This window comes from Spirosoma horti, assembly GCF_054776595.1.
In genome coordinates this window covers 429,056-445,271 of sequence record NZ_BAAHBQ010000006.1, presented here as the reverse complement: position 1 = coordinate 445,271, position 16,216 = coordinate 429,056, and the positions used below count along the sequence as shown (strand labels likewise).

Sequence of the window (16,216 nt, the reverse complement as noted above, 5' to 3'; positions counted from 1 at the left end):
TATTATATATAGCAAAATAAAAATATAGTGAGTTGGCTCGGCACCTGTAAGTAGTTAATCAATCGAAGCCTTGGTAATCTTAACCAGCATAAAACGAATTACCCAGTAACCATTAATTTACTGGGTAATTCGCTTCTATTTCATACGTTTTCTCGCTTACCGGAATCGCTGAATACTAAAATCGCGCGCATTCCCGACCTCCCCAATACGGGCGTTGAGCGTATAAATCTGGTTATTCACCGCGACACTCGTCGTGGCACCTGCATACCCAACTGCATCGTATTTTACGATAGAAGCCGTTTGCCAGTTGTCCGTGCTGCGCACTTGAGCGACCCGGTTGCCACCTGTTACAACATACAGATCGTTATTTAGAAAGGTCAGTCCATCGCCAGGTAGAGATCCCGTACCACCTACTTCCGATACGGTATTTCCATTCTGTAAATCTACTTTGTAGAGCTTCCCCTGCCCGGTATTCGCGACAATGAGGTAGCCGTTTGGATGGTAAGCAATGCCATTCAGGCCAAAAGTCGGGCTAGCGAACCGAACGTCGTCCCGCACCAGAACGGTGGCTACACCGGCTGCCGTAACTTTATAGATTACGGGTGAGAAGGAGTCTGTTACATAAGCTGTTCCGTCGGGAGTAATCGTTACGTCGTTCGCAAAATTTGGCTCGGCTGCAGGAATCAGAGCGTCCAGATCGGTTCGTCTTTCCAGTTGGCGCGTGGCTAAATTAAAGACCAGAAGTTCAGCCGTTTGCCGTGTGGTGGCGGGGGTACTTCTGTCTGACCGACCCTGGTCGCTATTACAGACAAACACACGCCCATCGGCTACTTTCATGCCAATGCCCGCAATAAAGCTGGGGTCGGTCAGTAAATCCTCATATCGCCCATCGGTATCGACCGTGCCGATCTTGCCCTGCGGAATAGAGGTAACCAAAAATTTTCCCAGTTGCGACGAGTAGGCAATACCTTCCGGATATTGACGTTCGGCAACAAAATTAATGCGCTCCGGAAAGGGAGCATTGGGGCTGGCACGGTGATCTTCGCAGGCGGTTGTTAGCCAGGCAGTGGACAGGACCGCAAGTGAACGGGCAATAAAGGGTATTTTCATAACGAACAGGGTTAATGGTAATACAGTACTTTTAATCTTATTTTAATAAGTGGTGTTTATCAAATTTGTTTATCCTGCCGACATATGCCTCCTTCTTTTCGTCGCCGGGCCAGACCGCTACTCAGTGGTAACCTACGGTATGGAACGGGCAGCGGCAACTTGTGATTGCCAGGTGGGACCTGCTCTATTTGTTCCTTTTCCGGTTAACAAACAATGCCCACCGGCAGACCGTCCGTCTGTCAAGTGGGCATTGTTTGTTAACCGGAGTGATCTTACTCACTCGTTTATTTTTGTTGCGATAGAAACGTAATGAGCGACGCAAACTCATCGTAGGACAAGGCGTTGGCCAGCCCTGTCGGCATCATGGATGTTTCCATTTCTTTCCGACTGATAATGGCCGCCTTTTTAATTGTGTATACCTGCCCGGTAATATCACGCATGACGACTTGGGAGGAGGATTCTTCGGTTATGAACCCGGTATAGCTCTTGTTTCCTTTGGCCGTGATCAGCACGGTAGAAAAGCCCTGCGATATGGAGGCATTCGGTTTAAGAATCGACTCGGCAATCTGTTCCCGGTTCATAATTGAGCCAATCTGGCCCATAAAGGGGCCTTTCATGGGGTCGTTCTTGCTCAGGCTATGACAGGCTATGCAGCCCTGTTGTGTAAACAGGGTCTTGCCCAGGGCGGCTTCGCCCGGTATTTTAGCAATGGCCAGCATGACGTCTTCAATCGAAGTGGCGCCAACCTGGCCCTTTTTACTTCTGATTTTTTCCAGATCGACCTTGTTGTCTTCCTGAACGACCACCGGCGTTTCTACACCGAATTCCGCGATTTCCAGCCGAAGCCGACTATTCAGATCGGTATAAAATTGCTTATCCTGGGCTTGCTGCCATTCGCTGACCAATAGCTTTCTGATAGCCGGAGAGGACTCCCAGTCAATGGCCTTGTAATAAGGACCGTGTGTGTCCGGGCGGGTGCTCCACCACCACGAAGCGTCGTAGGGCGCTTCTTTTTTGTACAGGCGCGCCAGGGTGATCAGGATTTGTTTTTTGAGCGTTTCGTCCTTCGCCTGTTGATAGGCTTTCATCAACCCTTCAGCCGCTTCGGGGGTATGCATATAGCGCAATGCCCACAGAGCCAGCGTGGCGTTTGACGAACCGATAGCCTGTAGGCAGGCCGCTACGGCGTTAAGGTTTACCAGCGAGCGGACGGCCAGATGAGCGGGCACAATGTCGGCATTTGGGCTGGCGTGAGCACCTTCAACATCTTTCGCCGGTGCCACAAACGAAGCGGGTACGGCCACCTGCAATAAGGTAGCCGCTGCTTCTTTTTTCTCTAGCCGACCCAGGCCAACCAGAGCCGCAACCTGTACCCGATCCGAAGGATCTTTGACGCCATCCAGGAAGGGAGCCAGCGGTACTTCATTTATAAAAGGCTTCCTGTCGGCCAAGGCCCGGAGGGCGAACTCCCGAACCGATGCATCCTGCGTGAGCTTGACCAGATCATTGATCCCGGCTGCCTGAGCGGCCTGCGCATACGTATAGATAGCCGCCACCCGGCTTGCCAGCGGCAGGTTTTTATCGACGGCTATTTTCCAGGCGCTTTTCGCCGTTTGCTTGGCCGGTCGGGTCAGCATCTCCTGCGAAGCATGTAAGCGTAGAACCGAACTTTTGGCCGTAAGCATGGCGGCTAATTTTTTCACGGAAGCCTTTTTCAGGTCGGGGAAGGCTGTATAGGTCCAGTTCTTTGGAACCACCCGCTCCACGTAGCCTTTGCTGGTACTGCCCACGTAACTCGCCCCGTTCCAGGCCGCCAGATACATCCGGCCCGATCCATCGACGTCCACATCCGTGATCTGTGGCAGCTTGATAAACTCTTCTTCCTGCTGAGTAAAAGAAGCTTTGACCGGCGTGACCCGGTGAATGTACAGTTGATTTCTACCCCAGTCGGCCATCATGGGCACCTGGTTATAGGCCTGGGGCCAGGTAGGCTCGTCCATATACAGGGAACCGGTGCCCGAGCCGCCCCCGACATCCACCAGCGCGGGAATAATTTCGTCGGTGAAGTGCTTGAACAGCACGGGGTATCCATATTCGGCCGATTGAAGCTGATGACTGAACCGGATGTTCCAGCCACCTCCGTCGTTGGTATTGTCCCGAGTGAAGATATTCATGTAGGGATCGATGGCTACATCGTAAATGTTGCGCATGCCATGCGAATAAATCTCCATTTCGGTGCCGTCGGGCCGGACGCGCACAATGCCCCCGCCCAGCATGGTCAGCTTTTTGCCCGAGCGGTCCACGGCATTATGGAAGCCAAAATCACCTACCGCGATATAGATCCAGCCATCGATGCCCATTCGTATTCCGTTCGTGGCATGGTCGACACCCCGCTGCTGAATGAACGTGGTATTGCTGATATTCTCGATCAGGGGTTTGGAAGGACCATCCGCTACACCATCCGCATTTTTATCGGTAAACACCACCAGATTCATTCCGGTCGCTTTGCCGGTTTCAGTCGAGAAGGTGGCATGTAGCACAAACAATTGATCGCCCAGCGCGAAGATTCCCCGTGGATTATCTACCTCAGCAAAGATCGTGTGCTGGTCAACCTTGCCATCGTTGTTCGTATCGACCAGCCGGACAATGCTGCCCATGTTCGGCTTTTTACCCAGCGATCCCTGCTTGTCAACACCGACAAACACTTCACCCGTTGGCGCTACAGCCAGACAGGCCGGACTGGGTGTTAGCTCTGGTCCGGAAAAGTTCGTGACCTGTAGTTCAGGCGGGTAATCAGGCCCTTTGACCCGCGTAGATACCTCCGGCTGTTTTTTTAGTAACGTCCCGGTGTTGTTTGTTCCGTAGGTGAACAGAAAGAGAGAAAGAAAGCTGATGGAAATTTTAAACATGCGTGATAGGGTGTCGTAATATACAGGCTTGTATTAAAAGCTGGTCGGCTACCTGGTTTTAATGTGTTTCGTTCGTTTTTATTTAAAGCGTCGGCCAAACAAGCTACATGAATGACCCGGCAACAGCGGTTTTCCGACTCAATATGCAGAAACTGGTAGAGTTGTTTGAATGCCAGACTAACAGCGGTGACCTGCACGTGACCGTTAAACGCTAAGCCTATGATAGACGGGTTATTCCTGCCTGCTCTTGCGGCCGTTAGCCCGCTATTGGCAGGTTAACTGAGCCCGGCATTCATGCCGCTGAAACTTAACGTTCAGGTGCAGATTCTACTCAATTTGTACATATTGCCCCTGTTTTGTTTAAAGTATGGTAACCGACGCTTCACAGTCAGGCAATATTGGCTAGGGATATTTGCGGGATTTTTTAACCCCCCAAATAATGGCCAACTTTTCAAAGCTTTTTGTTTTATTTCTTCTTTTTATCGTCCACGTTTCGAATGCCCAAACTAATCTGGCGGGCATTTCGGGAAGGGTAACGGACCAGTCGGGCAAACCGCTGGACATGGCTACCATCCAAGTCAAAAATGAATCCACTGGTTTTAAGGCCAGTACAGTTTCCAACGAGAAAGGCGAATTTCGTTTAAAAGAATTACCCCTTGGTTCTCCTTATTCCATCACTGTCCAGTTTATTGGGATGGCGACGCAGGCACAAACGGGCTTTTCGCTCAACCAGGGCGATCTGCTACAGGTAGCCTTCAAACTGGTCGAAACGACACAGCAACTGGAAACGGTCGTGATCTCCTCTACGTCCTTAAGTAACAAGATCGAAAACATCGGAACCTCAACGGCCATCACGGCGAAAGATATCAATCGCCTGCCCGTAAATGGCCGTAACTTCTCGACGTTGGCCGATCTTTCGCCCTTGAGTACGGGAACCAGCCTGGGCGGGCAATTGGGATCGGCTACCAATTTTACCATTGATGGTATGGCTGCCCGAAGTACGATCGCGGGCGGACAGCCCAGCGGAGCCTATTCCATTACGATGGAAGCCGTTCGGGAGTTTCAGGTAGTGACCAACCAATACGACGTTACCTACGGAAATGCAGGGGGTGGTACGATCAGTACAGTAACCAAATCGGGAACGAACAAACTGAGCGGCAGCGCCTTTACCTTTTTGAGAACCAGCTGGTTATCGAGTCCCTATGGGTTGAATGAACAAAAAAGAGACCTGCCCTTCAATACGGCCCAGTATGGCTTCTCCTTGGGCGGTCCCATCATTAAGGACAAGCTGCATTTTTTTGTCGCCTGGGATCGGCAGGCCAGCACACAGCCGCTGTTGATTGCCCCCATTCAATCGACGGCCGACGCCTTGCGGTATAACGTTACGCAGGCCACTGAAGACAAGTTTCTGAGTATTGCCCGCAGCAAATATGGTGTTGGGAATTCCCCGCAGTTTGGCCAGTTTACCCGGTTCAAAAATACGCAGGCCCTGTTTGCCCGGATCGATTGGCAGATCAACGCCAAAAACCTGTTGACCATCCGCGACAATTACATCTATGATCTGGACAATCAGTCGGACGGCGACAATACGGCGATCAACATGTATGAAGTGTACAGCACCCGTAAAAGCGCGAACAACAGCTTGATGGCCTCGTTGCGGACAACCATTAACCCGAAGGTGACCAACGAGTTGAAAATTCAGCACTATTGGGAGTACAATAAACTATACGCCAATCCACAATTGCCCGAAGCCAACATTCCAAGAGCAACCGTGGCTAACGTACCGTCTGTGAGTCCGCTGGATTCGACGAAGACCTTGTACACGAGTATTCAGTTGGGCGGTCAGCGTTACGGTGGCGATTATTTCAATAATAACCTCGTTCAACTGGTTGATAACCTATACGTAAACACCAACAAATTCAACTTTACGTTTGGGGCTGGCCTGACTTTTACCAACCAGAATTCCATTTATGGAAGTGAAACCAACGGGCGTTTCTGGTATACGGGATTGACTGCCTTTGACAACCTGGCACCCTACCGGTATACGCGCGATGTCTACCTGAGTAATACGCCCAATATTAAATTCAATATCCTGGTGCCAACCGTGTACGCGCAGGCACAGACTACCGTCGGGCCGGGTATAAGTGTTACGGGCGGCATCCGCGTCGATTATACCGATTACCTGACCAAACCTACGTTTAACCAGACGGTATTTAACACGCTGGGGTTACGGACCGACAATAAACTGGCTACGCTTCAGGTGCAGCCTCGTGTGCAGGCGACCTGGGATGTTCGGCAGGATGGGAAAGACATCGTTCGGATAGGGGGTGGTATTCTGGGTTCTGCCCTGAACCCTTACTCCATGATCAACAACATGCTGTTTGATGGTAGCCACATCGCCAGCATTGACGTAACGGGGAACCTGGTGCCGACGCCAAACTTCCCTGCCTACCGCAACAATCCGGCTTCTGCTCCCGGCCTGGATCTGGTGAACAACCCCAACGTTCCCAAACTCTACACCATCAACATGAATGGCAAGGATGCCAAAGTACCCACCGTTTATAAAATCAATGGCTCCTATAGCCACTTCTTCACGCCCAATTTTAGAATGAGTATTGCGGGATATATGTCTTTTGCCCGCAACAACTACACGTACATTGATAAGAATATAGTTGATCAGCCCTATTTCACGCTCTCAAAGGAAGCCAACAGGCCCGTCTACGTTCCTGCTTCGACCATTAACGTTACCAATGGTTCGCAGGACTGGACCCTGGGCCGTAAGACGAAAGAGGTAGGCCGCGTGCTGGAACTGGAAAGTCTGGGTAAAGTCAATCAGGCCGCCGTAGTGATCGATGGCGACTACCGATATTTCAAGGATGGGGAGATTGCGTTTTCGTATACCTGGAACCAGACCAAAGACAATACCTCCTATAACGGAAACGTAGCCAATACCGCAACGCTGGTCCAGTATACCGCCGGTGATCCGCGCGTATTGAACCAAATGGGGTATTCCGATAACCATTTTCGGAGTAAGATCGTCGTTTATGGAAATACGCCCAGCTTTTACGGATTTAACTTGGGTTTCCGCTTTTCGGGCCTGAGTGGCACGCGCTATTCCATGATTGTGAATGGCAACATCAACGGTGATTTTGTGGAAACGAACGACCTGGCTTTTGTTTATGACCCGAACAGCGCTGAAACGCCACAATACTTGAGAGATGGCATTAATGCAATCCTGAATAACCCAAACGTGGAAAAAAGCGCGAAAGAGTATATCCGGAATAGCTTTGGGAAGGTTGCCGAAAGAAACGGCGGTGTCAATCCCTTTTATGGAACGGTAGATTTACGGCTGACCTACAAAGTCAAAACGCTCAAAAAGCAGTACCTCGAACTGTCCGGGGATCTGTTTAACACCGCCAACCTGATCAATAAGTCTTGGGGCGTTAACCATGCCTTAGGGGCAACATCCTTACTGTCCAGATCGGGCTTCGATACCGCCACGAACAACTATAAGTACGCCGTCAACACCAATGCCGGTGTGTCTGGCTTAAGTGGCAGCCCCTATCAATTCCAGGTAGGTGCCCGATACGGGTTCTAAACGCACAAACGGAGTTCATTAAGGATAGAAAGACGAATTCCTGTTCCTGAATGAGCATAAAAAATAGGCCACCCGAATGGGGTGGCCTATTTTTTATGCAGTTTTTGGGAATTCATGGGCAATCGAATCGCCATGCGTTTTGCCTCGTCAACCAGAAGCCGGTAAACTCAACTGAGTCATCTCAATGTCATCAATCAGTCGGCGAATGAGACGTTGCCCGTCAATGGGCAGAGCATCAATAGTTGCGCTCAGGGAATCTTTCAGGTGTTGCCATTGGCGAGGGGTAAGGATGAACAGTTCGGTTGTGAAGTCAACCGTCACTTGGTTTGCCGGGCTAGCGGACGTTGTTGTCTGGTCAATACGATCAATGGCAAGGGCGGGTGTCACCGCCTTCATAAGCTGAAACGCTAAATCAGTACGAACGTACTGATCCAGTGTCTGTTGAGGGATTCGGCCGTCGGTATCCGCTTTTTTTAAGGTAGTTATCGCTTTATAATTCATTCTGCTGAGTTGCCTGCATGGAGAATAAAAACAGGTCTTCTGCTTATCGAAGGCAGAAGACCTGTATACCTTAGACCGATTCCAGGACGGCCTCACGAACGGTTTGGGCGGCCTGCACCATGTTTTTTAGCGCTTCCGTGGTTTCCGGCCACTGGCGTGTTTTTAGTCCACAATCCGGATTGACCCATACATTCCGGGCTGGTAACACATTCGTCGCTTTTTGAAGAAGGTCGACCATTTCGGCCACTGAGGGTACCCTCGGACTGTGAATGTCATACACACCCGGCCCGATTTCGTTCGGGTAGGCAAACCGGGCGAACGCATCCAGCAGCTCCATTTGCGAACGGGACGTTTCGATCGTAATCACGTCGGCATCCAGATCGGCAATGGCACCAATGATGTCATTAAACTCCGCATAACACATATGGGTGTGAATCTGAGTCTGATCCTGTACGCCGGATGCTGCCACCCGGAAGGCCATCACCGCCCAGTTCAGGTACGTATCCCAGTTCTCCCGGCGCAACGGTAACCCTTCCCGAAGGGCGGGCTCGTCGATCTGAATGATGCCGATGCCAGCCGCTTCCAGATCCACGACTTCGTCACGAATGGCCAGCGCAAGTTGCAGACAAGTGTCCTTTCGTGGCTGATCATCCCGAACGAACGACCATTGCAGGATCGTGACGGGGCCGGTGAGCATCCCTTTCACGGGTTTACTCGTCAGTGACTGGGCATAGTGTGCCCAACGAACGGTCATGGGAGCCGACCGGTGAACATCACCGAAGATAATAGGCGGTTTGACGCACCTCGATCCGTAACTCTGAACCCAGCCATTTTCGCTGAAGGCTATCCCGTCGAGCAACTCCCCGAAGTACTCTACCATGTCATTCCGTTCAAACTCCCCGTGTACCAGTACATCCAGGCCTACTTCTTCCTGCCAACGGATGGCCTGTTCGGTTTCTGACGCAATGAAGGCTTCGTATTCGGCCAGTGTCTTTTCGCCTTTTTTAAATTTTGCCCGATTGGCCCGCACGGCATCGGTTTGGGGAAATGACCCAATCGTTGTCGTAGGGAAGAGCGGCAGCTTCTGCCGGTCATGCTGTACTGCCTGACGCTGAGCAAACGCATGCCCTCGTTGGGCGTCCCGCTCACTCAATTGCTGCAAGCGTTGCTGAACCAACGGCCGATTGACATGACTTGATTCCCGGCGGGCCCGTATCGCAGCCTGATTCGCCGTCAACAGATCAACGACTTTCGGGTTGTCGGGTTCCTGGCTAAGGGTTGTCAGGATAGCTACCTCGTCCAGCTTCTGCCGGGCAAAAGCCAGCCATTGGTTGAGCTGCCGGTTTAGGCCTGCTTTGTCGCTTTCGGTCGACAAGTCGCAGGGAACGTGCATGAGCGAACAGGATGGCGCAATCAGGATTCGCTCGGGACCTATGGCTTCTGTGGCTTGTTGAATGATCGCGAGTGACTTTTCCAGCTCATTGATCCAGATGTTCCGGCCGTCGATCACACCCAGTGACAGGCGGGTTCTCCGGTGAACGAAATCGGTAGCCAGCATGTCGGCTAACTGGTTGGGGCAACGCACCAGATCCAGGTGGATGGCCTCGACAGGCAGTTGAAGAACCAGATTCAGGTTGTCCCCGTAACAGTCGAAATACGAGGCCAGTAGCAGCTTAAGCGTTGGAAACTTGTCGTGGAACCGTCGGTAAACCGAAGCCAGCACGTCCCGCTGATGAACGGTCAAATCCAGCGCCAGGCAGGGTTCATCGAGTTGAATCCAGTCGGCCCCCTGCTCCTGTAATCGGCTGAGTACCTGTTCATACACCGGCAATAAACGGTCCAGCAATTCCAGTCGGTCAAAGCCTGCCTCTTTCGCTTTTCCAAGCAACAGAAACGATACGGGCCCAAGCAAAACGGGCTTTGGAACTACGCCCAGCGTTTGTTTCGCTTCGTCGAACTCGGTAAAGACCTTTTCGGAAAGTAACGAAAACGTCTGATCCGCCGAAAATTCAGGAACGATGTAGTGGTAGTTCGTGTCGAACCATTTGGTCATCTCCATGGCTTTCAGGTCCAGTCCACCTTGCTGCTGGCCACGGGCCATGGCAAAATACAGGGCCAGCAGGTCGGGCTCCGGCCTGTCGAGCAGGGGCTGAAAGCGCTTCGGAATTGCGCCCACCGTCAGGGACATGTCCAGTACCTGATCATAGAGTGAAAAATCATTGCAGGGAATCAGGGTAATACCCGCCTGCTGCTGGGTCAGCCAGTTGGCCTGTCGAATCTGACGGGCTACATCCTGAAGCTGTTGTGGGGTGATTTTTTTTGCCCAGAACTGGTCGAGGGCACGCTTGAGTTCGCGGTGGCTACCGATTCGTGGATAGCCGAGGTTGTGTGCGATCATGTTGTTAATGGATAAATGGTTGATCGCGTTCGATGCCGAACTCCATACGCCTACCACATGATCCAGAATCTACACAATACGACAAACTACCCCCAGCCTCGGGGAGAAGCAGGGACGAAGCAGTCAATCGTGATGAAACCCAATCGCGTGTGGGCGTAATCAGCAAAGCTAAAGGCAAGTCTCCTGGCTTGTGACGGTATTTGCCGTCCTTCTCATCCCGTTGCAGGTTCGCCGGAGTGGGCGAACCGTTTGTGGGACAATGGACATCGAGGGCAAACCCTTTTTATGGGTCACTGACAGTAGCAACGTCTGCTCGTGATTCTCACACGATTCCTTTTTCATTTCCTGAACCTCTCAGGAAAACCATTAGCTTGTTTGACGGAAAACAAAGAACGTTGGGACAAAGAAACCGTATTGAGCTGGTAAAAACAAGGAAGCGCTCCTGAGCCAGCCCGTTGATTGACGCGGTATCCTTACGTTTGATAGCGGGCACGGACCAGGATAGACCTGCTGAGTGCCCAAATTGGTAGAAAATGAACGCTGTCGGGCTCATGGCCATAAGACAAGCTACTTTTGTAGTGTGTTCTTTTAATTTTTAGCCCATATTGCATATCGAATAAACTAGTGCTGCAACGAGTAATAACGGTTCGTCTAATGCCTCCTTTAGCTATCGCCAAACGATCTCCAGTTTTTCTTTATGGGCTTGTCATTGTCCTGGTGCTAAGTGCCTTTAGTTTTGTAGGTACGCTGGACAGCACCCTTTTCCAGCGCTATTATTTTTTGATTCAGGTGCTGGCGCTGGGGCTGGGTTGTCTGCACCTGTTTCTGAGCCGACGGGTTGCGCCACTGCTCTTCGTGCCATTTGGCCGGGGGGGATTGGCTACAGCAGGCCTTCTGCTGCTGGCCATGGCACTGGCGTTGGTACTCTACTGGAAAACGGGTTACCTGGCCGACCGCTGGCCATTCGTAACGAGCCTGATTCCATTCCTGATTCCTTTTTTCGTTGGCCAGGCCTATCAATTTTACCTGAACATTCCGCCAGCCGATTACCGGAAATGGTATTACCCAATCAACGGGACGATGCCTGACCTGGATCTGCTTGACCTGTCGACCATTTTTGTTATCCAGTTTGAGTTTCTCAAAACGCCTGCCGATGCGAACTTTACGAATTTCAAGGCGAAAGCGCCCGTTACGATGACGCTGGGCGATCTGTTTTTAATCTTTATCAATGATTATAATGAGCGCACGCCCACGAACCCGATCCAGTTCACCGACGAAGCCGGACGGCCATTTGGCTGGATATTTACCACGAAAAGCAGCTGGTGGCAGCGCCCGGTTTACCTGGACCCGGATCTTGATTTCAGCCAGAACAAACTGAGCGATAACGCCACCATTATCGCCCGGCGAGTGAGCTAATCCCGCCCGTTAATTCAGCATAATTACACCACCCTTCACCTCTACCATGGCATCGCCTTTGAGCGACGTTTGAGTGCCTTCGAGCGAGAGCTGCGCCTTGGCCTTAATGCTGGCGGTGGCGTCCGCTTCGGCGTTGATCTCGACAGCTTTGATCTCCACACTGGCCGTACCGTCAATCTTCACGGCGTTGGTCGCTTTCAGCTCAATATTGTTCTGCGCTTCGAGGGTTAAATCATTCGACGCTTTTAGCTGGATATCTTTCCCCGAAATGACGATGCCGCCCGGCGTTTCGATCGTTATTTTCCCATCATCGGCAAACGAAAGCAACAGGCGCGTATCCGTTTTGTTAACGTTGGTCAACTCAATTTTCTGTTCTCCATCTTTATCATACAGACTGATCTGGTTGCCCCCTTTGGTCTGGATGGTCTTTTGCACGTTGTCGCGCTGGGTGTACTTTACGCCGTCCTTTTTCGGATATAAGCTGGTCAGCACAAAGGGATATTCGGCCAGATTGGACTCATAGGCAATCATGACCTGCGCACCGATCTCGGGAACGAACAGCATCCCTTCGCCACTGGCTGTATAGGCCATAGCCACCCGCAGCCAGTCCGATTCTTTATTGGTGCCGGGCCACATAAAGGCCACCTTTACGCGTCCCAGTTTGTTCGGGTCTTGATTGTCGGTCACTTTTGCCAGTTCCGGCTGGCCAACGGGTAGCCGGAACGACGGATTAGGGGGCGGATAGGTGACCGAATCGGGCACGGCCCGGAATGTATTGGCATAGTTTCCGCTGCTATCCAGGGTGTGCGATACGTGCGTGACGCGATAGCTGCCGAAGTTTTCCTCCGACGAGCCCTGTTCGGTAAGGCGCGTTCCTTTTACGGAGATTACTGTTCCAACCGAAATATCCGGGTTTTCACCAAAGCCCTGAAACTCCACCAACCGGCTCGCTTCCATGGCTTTCTGTGTCTTGGCGACCTCATTCAACTCGCTCTGGCCATATACAAGTTTGGGCAGAGGAAGCTGCGATTCCTGGCTGAAGGTTTTCTCGGACTCGTTCAGGGTAAAATCGCCCCATTGGCCTAACCCACTGACGGACTGATCACTGGAATGACTCTGATACGTTTCATCGGCTACATAATCATATCGGGTATACAAAAACTTGGCGGGCAGAAGCCGCAGACTCATGGCGAAGGTTTGCATACCATCGACCTTAAAATCAATTTTCTGGTTATCAGGCTTGCCAAATACCAATTGCTGACCGTCGTAAAAACACCACTCTCCATATTCGGCAGCCAGGCGGGCCAGAAACTCAAAGTTCGTTTCGTCATACTGCACGACATAGCGCAGTGTTTCCGATCGTTTAGGGTTTACTGATCGCTTCAACAAATTACTGGGATACGGAGTCAACACCTGATTGACGATATCGGTCAGGCTACACTGAAGAAATGTCCGACGCAACCGGCTGTCTTCCAGCAGAATGGTCAGGCTGCTGCCTTTCAGAGCGAAGACATTCGACGTATCACTGGTATTTTTCAGGGCCAGTTCGGTAACAAGGCCTTTGAATTTAAATTGGAACGAGCCTTTTTCGAGTAGGGGATCGAACGAAAACTGAATCGTTTTGCCAACCACGTTCCGGTGCGACTCGTGAAAAAATAACTCGTTCGCGTCTTCGAGGTCTTCGAAGGGGACCGAAAGCTCAAACTGGTGATGACCGAACAGGTCCTGCTCGATGGTTAGCGACGAAACATTTTTCAATTCTTTACCGCCTTCGAGTTCAATATGCGGGATAACCTGCTTGGCCATTGATCAGGTATTTTTGTGGTCAATACCGTCGAGTTTGATTTTTGCGGCTGACAGTCGCATCAGAATGCAATTGCTGATGCGCGTTCGTTCGGCGAAACGCAAAATTGTTGTGGTATTATTTATCAGCCGCTCAATAAAAACGTTCTTCTCTGTTTGATCGAAGCTGAAAATATCGTTGCAAACTTCAAGAATAGCATCGACTTTAGAAACAGGGTTAGCCGACATTAGCTCAAAATAAAAAAGAGCATAAGCGTCTTCAAATTCGAGTTTTTGAAGCGATGATTTTTGATCGACTCGATCAAAGACAATTTCACCATTTTTTTTGGCCGTTGGCCCTGTTGCCCAGATTCCCAAAAGTTCATCCTCTGTGCCGTCTATAATCAACGTGATGGTGCCACCGCGTACGCCGGATGTCACTTTTCCCCGTTCACTTTTTTGCTTTAAGGTATGAGAACACTGCAACAAATTAAATGATTTACCTTCTACGGTCAATGTAGCGTTGAATGACATTGGGAGCGGCCTTAAATGTTAGGGAGTTAGAGTAGCTTTATTAAATGTAATTTCACTGCCGACTATATAAATAGTCGTACTCAGGTAATTCATGTCGGCGTAAAATTCATCTTTATAGTAGGAACAATGTGCCTTTTTAAAGTCAATCTCTTTGTAGGTAGCATCTTCGTCAATCCGGGTCAGAACGATTTTGCCATCTTTTTGCAGGTGTGGGTCAATCATCCAGTTTTTGATCGTGCTATCTTCCATGGCATCCAATCCTACAAGAACCCCCCAGTCGGGGCGGGATGCGGGCACCCCCCGCTTGTCTTCATCGCGAATTACCCGCAACAACATCCAGTTGATCGGGTAGTCGGTTCCTTCTACAGTCAGTATTCCTTCGTAAGCCATCAGTTAGTTTTCGTCAGTGGGCCATTGGTTATCTAATTGAACATCCCGCAGTTTTATTTTTTCGCAGGATAGCGTAACAAATACGCAGTAATTCATATTGGTACGCATCTGAAATTGGCGAACTCGTTTCCACATATTACGGACCAGTACGCTTTCCTGCCTACTGAGCCGGGTTAAATTATACCCATATTCGTACGAATCATCGGTTAAATCTTCCGCTGAACTAATTCGATTGAACTGGTTTTGACTTCCTCCATCGTCATCATAAAAACTTTCTGACACATCCGTAACGAACGCATTTTCGAACTCATACCGTAAAAAAACGGAAGGCTGGTTATTCCGGTAGGTCTGAATGATACCATTTTCAAGTCGATCTTCATCGGCCAGCCATTCGAAGAAAAAATCAGGTCCCCCCTCAACAATCAGGTAAAAATCACCCAGCATCGTATCCGAAGCGGGTAGTGCCAGGTGGTTGGAGGCTTGTTTAAATGAAACTAAAAATTCGAGGACTGGAATATCCTGGCCAGCCACCGTTAACACTGCTTTATGTGCCATAGTTGTATTTGTTAACGATCATTTCTTGCTTTTATCGGTATTCAGAGTAGCATTCCCATTGGCTACCGATTTGCCTTTGAAAATGAAATTTGTGGTCTCGAAGGAGGCATCACCCACGAACAATTCGAGCAGGCCAAAGCAGTAAACGGCCTCCATTTTCCATTCTTTCAGTCTTTTTTCTCCGTTGCCTTCATCGTCAGTCGCATAAAAAATGACGCTGGCATCTTTTTTCATGTTCGAATCGAACATCCATTCGGCAAACGTAGCCTGCTCCAGAACATCCATGGCTATGTGCAAGCGCCAGCTTATTCCTGAAGCGGGTTCACCTTTCCGATTTCGTTTCCGGGAAGCCGTAAAAAAAAATCGGTTCAGGATAAATAAAGCATTATCTATCTCCATTTCAGCGCGAAACGAGGCCATATCTAACGTTATTTAAGGTTGAAAAAATAATCTTTTTTTGTGACGGTGTATCTGACTATTTACGCTCAGTTGTCCATCTATTATCTAAAACTATATTGCGGATTTTTACCTGCTCGCAGGAGAGCGTTACCATCAGGACATGCTCGATACCGGTTCGCTGTTGGAACTGACGAGTTTTTGCTACTGTATTCGACAGGATCTTGGTACCATCAAATTGGTGCGAGAAAAAATTTGTCCATAGTTCAAATTCTTCGCTGTCGTCTTCCAGCATACTCACCTGGTTAAACGCATTGCCGATTCCTTCGTTATTATACAGGTTTTCCATAATTGTTGTCACAAAACCCTGCACAAATTCATACTCAACAAATGGTGAAGAAGATGTTTTGTAGTACACCTTGACCAGACCACTTTCCATACGGGTAGGGTCGCTGAGCCATTCAAAAAAAAGATCATCACCGCCAGGGATAATAAAATAAAAATCGCCCAGATAAACGCCCGAAGCAGGCTTACCCATATTGTTTATTTTCTGAGAGAGACTAATATTAAATTCCAGCAAGTCGAAGTCTTTGCCACATACAGACAAAACTGCTCGTTTAGCCATTT

12 protein-coding genes and 1 riboswitch are annotated in these 16,216 nt (G+C 50.0%); of the genes, 2 read left to right on the top strand and 10 right to left on the bottom strand.

All coding sequences use genetic code 11. The features are described 5' to 3' along the window. Positions 1-156: 156 nt before the first annotated feature. Entirely contained in the window at positions 157-1,110 is a 954-nt protein-coding gene (locus ACYVAM_RS20465; protein WP_461070432.1) for an SMP-30/gluconolactonase/LRE family protein, read from the bottom strand. Positions 1,111-1,394: 284 nt separating this feature from the next. Further along, on the bottom strand, positions 1,395-4,019 hold the full coding sequence (locus ACYVAM_RS20460; RefSeq protein WP_461070430.1) for a DUF7133 domain-containing protein: 2,625 nt from the start codon (positions 4,017-4,019) through the stop codon (positions 1,395-1,397). A 439-nt stretch (positions 4,020-4,458) separates the two neighbouring features. On the opposite strand from ACYVAM_RS20460, the gene ACYVAM_RS20455 reads away from it, so the two are divergent. After that, entirely contained in the window at positions 4,459-7,617 is a 3,159-nt protein-coding gene (locus ACYVAM_RS20455) for a TonB-dependent receptor (RefSeq protein ID WP_461070428.1), read from the top strand. Positions 7,618-7,764: 147 nt separating this feature from the next. Here ACYVAM_RS20455 and ACYVAM_RS20450 read toward each other — a convergent pair whose 3' ends face one another. Then, positions 7,765-8,118: a hypothetical protein gene (locus ACYVAM_RS20450; protein ID WP_461070426.1), complete on the bottom strand. Its 354-nt coding sequence runs from the start codon at positions 8,116-8,118 to the stop codon at positions 7,765-7,767. 70 nt (positions 8,119-8,188) lie between these two features. Further along, complete coding sequence (gene metE, locus ACYVAM_RS20445) at positions 8,189-10,516, bottom strand: 5-methyltetrahydropteroyltriglutamate--homocysteine S-methyltransferase (RefSeq protein ID WP_461070424.1); 2,328 nt, start codon at positions 10,514-10,516, stop codon at positions 8,189-8,191. 156 nt (positions 10,517-10,672) lie between these two features. Then, positions 10,673-10,899: riboswitch (cobalamin riboswitch) on the bottom strand. 271 nt (positions 10,900-11,170) lie between these two features. Here metE and ACYVAM_RS20440 point away from each other — a divergent pair. Further along, positions 11,171-11,932: a TssN family type VI secretion system protein gene (locus ACYVAM_RS20440; RefSeq protein WP_461070422.1), complete on the top strand. Its 762-nt coding sequence runs from the start codon at positions 11,171-11,173 to the stop codon at positions 11,930-11,932. A gap of 9 nt (positions 11,933-11,941) precedes the next feature. Here ACYVAM_RS20440 and ACYVAM_RS20435 read toward each other — a convergent pair whose 3' ends face one another. From ACYVAM_RS20435 to tssD (ACYVAM_RS20410), 6 genes are read right to left on the bottom strand one after another with little or no spacing between them, the layout of a single operon-like run. Then, entirely contained in the window at positions 11,942-13,738 is a 1,797-nt protein-coding gene (locus tag ACYVAM_RS20435; RefSeq protein WP_461070420.1) for a type VI secretion system Vgr family protein, read from the bottom strand. A gap of 3 nt (positions 13,739-13,741) precedes the next feature. Next, complete coding sequence (gene tssD / locus ACYVAM_RS20430) at positions 13,742-14,248, bottom strand: type VI secretion system tube protein TssD (RefSeq protein WP_461070418.1); 507 nt, start codon at positions 14,246-14,248, stop codon at positions 13,742-13,744. 18 nt (positions 14,249-14,266) lie between these two features. After that, positions 14,267-14,638, bottom strand: coding sequence for a type VI secretion system tube protein TssD (gene tssD / locus ACYVAM_RS20425; RefSeq protein ID WP_461070416.1), 372 nt, complete (start codon positions 14,636-14,638; stop codon positions 14,267-14,269). Between the two features lie 3 nt (positions 14,639-14,641). After that, positions 14,642-15,193, bottom strand: coding sequence for a type VI secretion system tube protein TssD (gene tssD / locus ACYVAM_RS20420; RefSeq protein WP_461070414.1), 552 nt, complete (start codon positions 15,191-15,193; stop codon positions 14,642-14,644). An 18-nt stretch (positions 15,194-15,211) separates the two neighbouring features. Continuing rightward, on the bottom strand, positions 15,212-15,613 hold the full coding sequence (gene tssD / locus ACYVAM_RS20415) for a type VI secretion system tube protein TssD (protein ID WP_461070412.1): 402 nt from the start codon (positions 15,611-15,613) through the stop codon (positions 15,212-15,214). Positions 15,614-15,668: 55 nt separating this feature from the next. Continuing rightward, positions 15,669-16,214 (bottom strand): type VI secretion system tube protein TssD, encoded by a 546-nt coding sequence (gene tssD / locus ACYVAM_RS20410; protein WP_461070410.1) that lies wholly within the window; start codon positions 16,212-16,214, stop codon positions 15,669-15,671. Positions 16,215-16,216 lie beyond the last annotated feature (2 nt).

Coding starts and splice junctions, on each gene's coding strand:
- tssD (WP_461070410.1), bottom strand. CDS start 16,214: ATGGCTAAACGAGCAGTTTTGTCTGTATGTGGCAAAGACTTCGACTTG.
- ACYVAM_RS20435 (WP_461070420.1), bottom strand. CDS start 13,738: ATGGCCAAGCAGGTTATCCCGCATATTGAACTCGAAGGCGGTAAAGAA.
- ACYVAM_RS20460 (WP_461070430.1), bottom strand. CDS start 4,019: ATGTTTAAAATTTCCATCAGCTTTCTTTCTCTCTTTCTGTTCACCTAC.
- tssD (WP_461070414.1), bottom strand. CDS start 15,193: ATGGCACATAAAGCAGTGTTAACGGTGGCTGGCCAGGATATTCCAGTC.
- ACYVAM_RS20450 (WP_461070426.1), bottom strand. CDS start 8,118: ATGAATTATAAAGCGATAACTACCTTAAAAAAAGCGGATACCGACGGC.
- tssD (WP_461070416.1), bottom strand. CDS start 14,638: ATGGCTTACGAAGGAATACTGACTGTAGAAGGAACCGACTACCCGATC.
- tssD (WP_461070412.1), bottom strand. CDS start 15,613: ATGGCCTCGTTTCGCGCTGAAATGGAGATAGATAATGCTTTATTTATC.
- ACYVAM_RS20465 (WP_461070432.1), bottom strand. CDS start 1,110: ATGAAAATACCCTTTATTGCCCGTTCACTTGCGGTCCTGTCCACTGCC.
- ACYVAM_RS20440 (WP_461070422.1), top strand. CDS start 11,171: ATGCCTCCTTTAGCTATCGCCAAACGATCTCCAGTTTTTCTTTATGGG.
- ACYVAM_RS20455 (WP_461070428.1), top strand. CDS start 4,459: ATGGCCAACTTTTCAAAGCTTTTTGTTTTATTTCTTCTTTTTATCGTC.
- metE (WP_461070424.1), bottom strand. CDS start 10,516: ATGATCGCACACAACCTCGGCTATCCACGAATCGGTAGCCACCGCGAA.
- tssD (WP_461070418.1), bottom strand. CDS start 14,248: ATGTCATTCAACGCTACATTGACCGTAGAAGGTAAATCATTTAATTTG.